The sequence below is a fragment of the Cnuella takakiae genome (genome assembly GCF_001953305.1).
In the GTDB taxonomy this organism is placed as follows: Bacteria; Bacteroidota; Bacteroidia; order Chitinophagales; family Chitinophagaceae; genus Flavisolibacter; species Flavisolibacter takakiae.
Window position 1 is genome coordinate 2,784,796 of record NZ_MTFE01000010.1, and the last position, 4,658, is coordinate 2,789,453.

5 protein-coding genes and 1 pseudogene are annotated in these 4,658 nt (G+C 51.3%); 1 reads left to right on the forward strand and 5 read right to left on the reverse strand.

What is annotated here, in order from left to right; genetic code table 11:
• Nucleotides 1–4: 4 nt before the first annotated feature.
• From dapB to BUE76_RS12205, 5 genes are read right to left on the reverse strand one after another with little or no spacing between them, the layout of a single operon-like run.
• Nucleotides 5–721, reverse strand: a complete 717-nt coding sequence (gene dapB, locus BUE76_RS12185) for a 4-hydroxy-tetrahydrodipicolinate reductase (RefSeq protein WP_073040041.1) — start codon at nucleotides 719–721, stop codon at nucleotides 5–7.
• Nucleotides 722–735: 14 nt separating this feature from the next.
• A complete protein-coding gene (locus BUE76_RS12190) occupies nucleotides 736–1,413 on the reverse strand; it encodes a DUF5683 domain-containing protein (protein ID WP_073040039.1) in 678 nt (225 codons plus the stop codon).
• Between the two features lie 43 nt (nucleotides 1,414–1,456).
• Nucleotides 1,457–2,380: a ParB/RepB/Spo0J family partition protein gene (locus BUE76_RS12195; protein ID WP_073040037.1), complete on the reverse strand. Its 924-nt coding sequence runs from the start codon at nucleotides 2,378–2,380 to the stop codon at nucleotides 1,457–1,459.
• Between the two features lie 55 nt (nucleotides 2,381–2,435).
• A complete protein-coding gene (locus BUE76_RS12200) occupies nucleotides 2,436–3,239 on the reverse strand; it encodes a ParA family protein (protein WP_073040035.1) in 804 nt (267 codons plus the stop codon).
• Nucleotides 3,240–3,254: 15 nt separating this feature from the next.
• Complete coding sequence (locus BUE76_RS12205; protein WP_073040034.1) at nucleotides 3,255–3,935, reverse strand: metal-dependent hydrolase; 681 nt, start codon at nucleotides 3,933–3,935, stop codon at nucleotides 3,255–3,257.
• Between the two features lie 245 nt (nucleotides 3,936–4,180).
• Here BUE76_RS12205 and BUE76_RS25140 point away from each other — a divergent pair.
• Nucleotides 4,181–4,658 (forward strand): annotated as a pseudogene (locus tag BUE76_RS25140) (metallophosphoesterase); the annotation flags it as partial.

The following is a 4,658-nucleotide window of genomic DNA, read 5'->3' on the forward strand; positions in this document are numbered from 1 at the left end:
TTTATCAGAATCCCAATACTTCGCTCATGGTATGCACGCCCTTTTTGCCAGCCAGGAACTCGGCGGCCAGTACGGCACCTGAAGCAAAACCCTTGCGGTTGTGGGCGGTGTGTATGATCTCGATATCGTCAATATCGGAGCTGTATTTTACGTAATGCGTGCCGGGTGCCGGGTCAACCCTCTCGCTGATGATGGCAAGTTGTTCGGCAGCGTTGGCTTCGCCATTTACCCATTCTTTTTTGCGGGTAAGGTTGGCCAACACCTGTTCGGCAAGTGTTACGGCCGTGCCGCTTGGCGCGTCCAGTTTGGCGGTATGGTGTACCTCGCGGAGTGTTACCTCGTAATCTTCATGGGCAGCCATCAGCCGCGCCAGTTGCTTGTTTACTTCAAAAAATACGTTCACGCCAACCGAGAAGTTGGAGGCATGCAAAAAGCCGACGCCTTTTGCTTCCGCCATTTGTTTGGCTTCGGGTAATTGGGCATTCCAGCCGGTGGAGCCGCTTACAACCGGCACGCCCCATTCAAGGCATTTGGATACATTGGCAAAGGCACTGTGGGGGCTTGTAAACTCAATGGCCACATCCGCTTTACCCAGGTTCTCCCTGGTAAAATCTTCCGTATTGTCGATATGGATTTTCAATACGATCTCGTGGCCTTTTGCAACGGCAATGGACTCAATCATCTGTCCCATCTTACCATAACCAATCAATGCAATGCGCATAGTTGAAGCAGTATTTATTTGAAGGTGAGTACCAGTCCCACGCCATTGGTGCGGGCCAGTTCGCTGTAACCAGCTTTGATTTTTAAACTCAGGTCGGGGCTTACATCAAATGCCTTGAGGTGGGCGTCCACGGTGGCGTCCACCACGTTCAGCCCCCAGAAAAGCAGGAAAAAAAGTGCCGAATAATCAAGGTTTCGCCGGTAGCCGTCCCGGGCATTTTTAAGTGAGTTGGCCTGGTTGCGCTCCACGAAATATTGCAGCTCGGGGTGTACCTGCCCGAAAGAAGCAGTATCCTGATTAACGGTAACCGCATAGGCAAAACGGGTGCGCCGGTACCAGTCCAGGTTCCATTTGAAAATACCCGCAGTAGTGCCCAGGGCGCCATATACCAGTGGCAGTTTCCAGTACTTCCTGTTGTATATCTGCCCCCAACCGGGAATGATGGCCGAACGGATTGCAGCCTTTTTCGGCGAGTGCAAACGGATGACGGAATCCACCTTGCTTTCCCGAACCGGTGTGGCAGCTGCATCTAAAGAGTCTACCTTGATGGGCGTAGTATCTTTCCTGGCATTCAAAGTATCCCTACTGCTGCTGAGGGTGTCCCTTTGCTGTGCGCCACACAACAAAGCGGTGCTGCAAAAAAGCAACACCGCAAGCAGGTAACTGATATTTCTTCTATTGTCGATTTTCATTTACTATAATCCCAATACCCAATCACCAATCACTACTCATTCCTCATTCTATCACTATATTCATCTGATCCAGCAGCTTGTTCAGCTCTTCAAGTGAGTAATAATCAAAGGTGATCTGGCCGCTACCGTTTTTGCTATGCTTCAGCAGCACCTTGGTGCTGAAATGAGTGGCTAGCTTGTCTTCAATCTTTTTATAGGCAGGCGGCAGGGAAAGAGGTACCGGCTTTTTCTCTTCTTTTCCGCCTTCCTTGTACAGGGCACGCACCAGGTTTTCGGTCTGGCGCACACTCAGTGCTTTGGATTTGATCTCTTCGAAAATAAAGAGCTGCTTGTCCACTGTGTCCACATTGATCAGGGCACGGGCATGACCCATGCTCAGCTCACCGTTGCGCACGGCAACCTGGATATCGGGCGGCAGCTTCAGCAGGCGGATATAGTTGGTAACCGTGCTGCGGTCCTTACCCATGCGCTCGGCCACCTGCTCCTGCGTATGTTCCAGTTCTTCCATCATCCGCTTGTAGGAGAGGGCGATCTCCATGGCGTTGAGGTCTTCACGTTGCAGGTTTTCCAACAGGGCCAGTTCCAGCAGTTCCTGGTCGTTGGCCTGGCGGATATAGGCTGGAATGTCTTTCAACCCAGCCATCTTGGACGCACGCCAGCGGCGCTCACCCGAGATCAGGCAGTATTTGCCACCCGCCAGCTTGCTAACCGTGATGGGCTGGATGATATCGTGGATTTTAATGGAAGCAGCCAACTCCTGGAGCGAGGCTTCGTCAAAATCGCGACGGGGCTGCTTGGGGTTGGGTTCAATTTTTTCGACCGGTATCCGCATGATGCCGGTAGCTGCTTCTACGGCGCCTTCCTTGAGGGCACCGGTAGCGGTATTTTTCAGGTCGGAGTTGATGCCCTGCAGGAGGGACCTCAGTCCTTTACCAATATCGTCTTTCTTGGGTTTAGCTGCACTCATTATTCTGTTTGGAGTTCGGAGTTTGGAGTTGGGGTTGTTGCACTATTGGCAAAACCTATAACTCAATCGTACGTTCCTCTTGCGGAATCTTCGTTTTATTGTTTTTCTGCAAAATTTCTTTGGCCAGGTTCAGGTAGTTGATGGAACCTTTGCTGTTGCCATCATACAAAATTACTGGTTTGCCAACGCTCGGCGCCTCGCTCAGGCGCGAGTTGCGGTGGATGATGGTGCTGAAAACCAGGTCTTCGAAATGGCGGCGCACTTCGTTTACCACCTGGTTGCAAAGGCGCAGGCGGCCATCGTACATGGTCATCAGGATGCCTTCAATAACCAGCTCGGGGTTGAGGCGGCTCTGAACGATCTTGATGGTATTGAGCAGTTTACCCAAGCCTTCAAGGGCAAAGAATTCACACTGTACCGGTACAATAACCGAGTCGGCAGCAGTAAGTGCATTTACGGTAATCAGGCCCAGGGAAGGAGAGCAGTCCACAACAATAAAGTCGTACTCGTCGCGTATTTCGGCAACGAGGTTCTTCATCACGTTCTCCCGGTTGGGGTAATTGATCATTTCGATCTCGGCGCCTACCAGGTCGATATGCGAGGGGATCAGGTCGAGGTGCGGGATTTCCGTTTTAAGGATCACATCTTTGGCGGTAGCCTGGTTCACCATACAGTCGTACAGGCTATGGGTGACGTTTTGCAGGTCGAAACCCACACCGGTAGTGCTGTTGGCCTGCGGATCGGCGTCGATGAGCAGGGTCTTAAATTCCAGCACAGCAAAACTGGCTGCAAGGTTGATTGCAGTTGTAGTTTTTCCAACGCCGCCTTTCTGGTTGGCTACACCTATGATTCTGGCCATTAGTTCAGCAAAAATTTATAGTTCAATGGTTTCGCCTATGGCGGGAAGTATGAGCCTGATGCCTGCCGCAGCAAAAGCATCCATGGCTTTCTGTTGATCAATCACGATATAAGGGAAAGTATCGTAATGCACACCTACAACGGTTGTACACTGCACCATCCGTGCCGCTTCTATTGCATCCTCATAACCCATCGTGAAGTTATCGCCAATAGGGAAAATGGAAAAGTTAAGCTTTGCCCAGCCCGGAACCAGGGTCATATCGGTGGTAAGGGCCGTGTCGCCGCTGAAATAGAGGCTTTCTTCGCCCGAAGTGATGACAAACCCCATGGGGTTGCCGCCATAGCTGCCATCGGGCAAACCCGAAGAGTGGATCGCATTGGTGCATCGAACGGTTCCAAAGTCAAAGGTCTTTTTGCCACCCGTGTTCATGGGATGGTAGTTGGCAACACCCTGGCCGGCAAGCCAGGTGCAGATTTCGAAATTGCTCACCACGGTGGCGCCGCTTTGCTGGGCAATGGCCACACAGTCGGCAATATGATCGCCGTGACCATGCGAAACCAGGATATAATCGGGCCTGATTGCGCTGATATCGATGTCTTTAGCGGCAGGCTTGGGCGTGATAAAAGGATCTACCAGCACACGTTTGCCGCCAAGCTCCAGCAGGAAACAGGAATGTCCGTAAAAGGTAAGCCGCATATAAGGGGTTGTTTTCGAAAGTTTTGCAAAAATACATTATAAGCCGGCAAAACAAGGAATGTGGAAAGATTGCGCCTCCGGCCCATTTTAACGCCTTTTGCATCGTATTTGCGTTTTCTTTGCGCCGGTTGGTGGGCACGCAAAGACGCAGCGGCGCAAAGCGTAGGTGGATACTGCAAATTATCCAACGCCGATGCCGCTTGTTTTGTCAGGGTAAGCTTTATCTGTTTAAACAGGATTCAAACATGCGCAATTCTCCTTTTCTATTTATTATCGTAGCCTTCATGGTTTTGCTGGACCTCTATGTTTTCCAGGTGGTAAAATTCGTTTCGCTTGGCGCCAGCAGCCGCACCCGTTCTTTTATCCTGATCGGGTACTGGGTTGTTTCCATCGCCGCCATTTTGTGCATGCTTATCCTGCCTTACCTTAAGTTGGACAATGTTTCACAGGGTCTGCGCTCCGTGGTGTTCAGCGTACTGGTTTCCCTGTTTTTTGCCAAGGTGCTGGCTGCAGTTTTCTTTTTGCTGGACGATATCCGCAGGCTTTTCCAATGGGTGGCAGGCAGGTTGTTCTTTTCCCGCACCGAAGGCGAGCACATCCAGGAAGATAGTGGCATCAGCCGTTCTGTATTTCTGAGTTGGATAGGGATGGCAGCGGGAGGCGGCATCCTGGGTACGCTGCTGTATGGCTTCACCAATAAATACGATTACCAGGTTCGGCAGG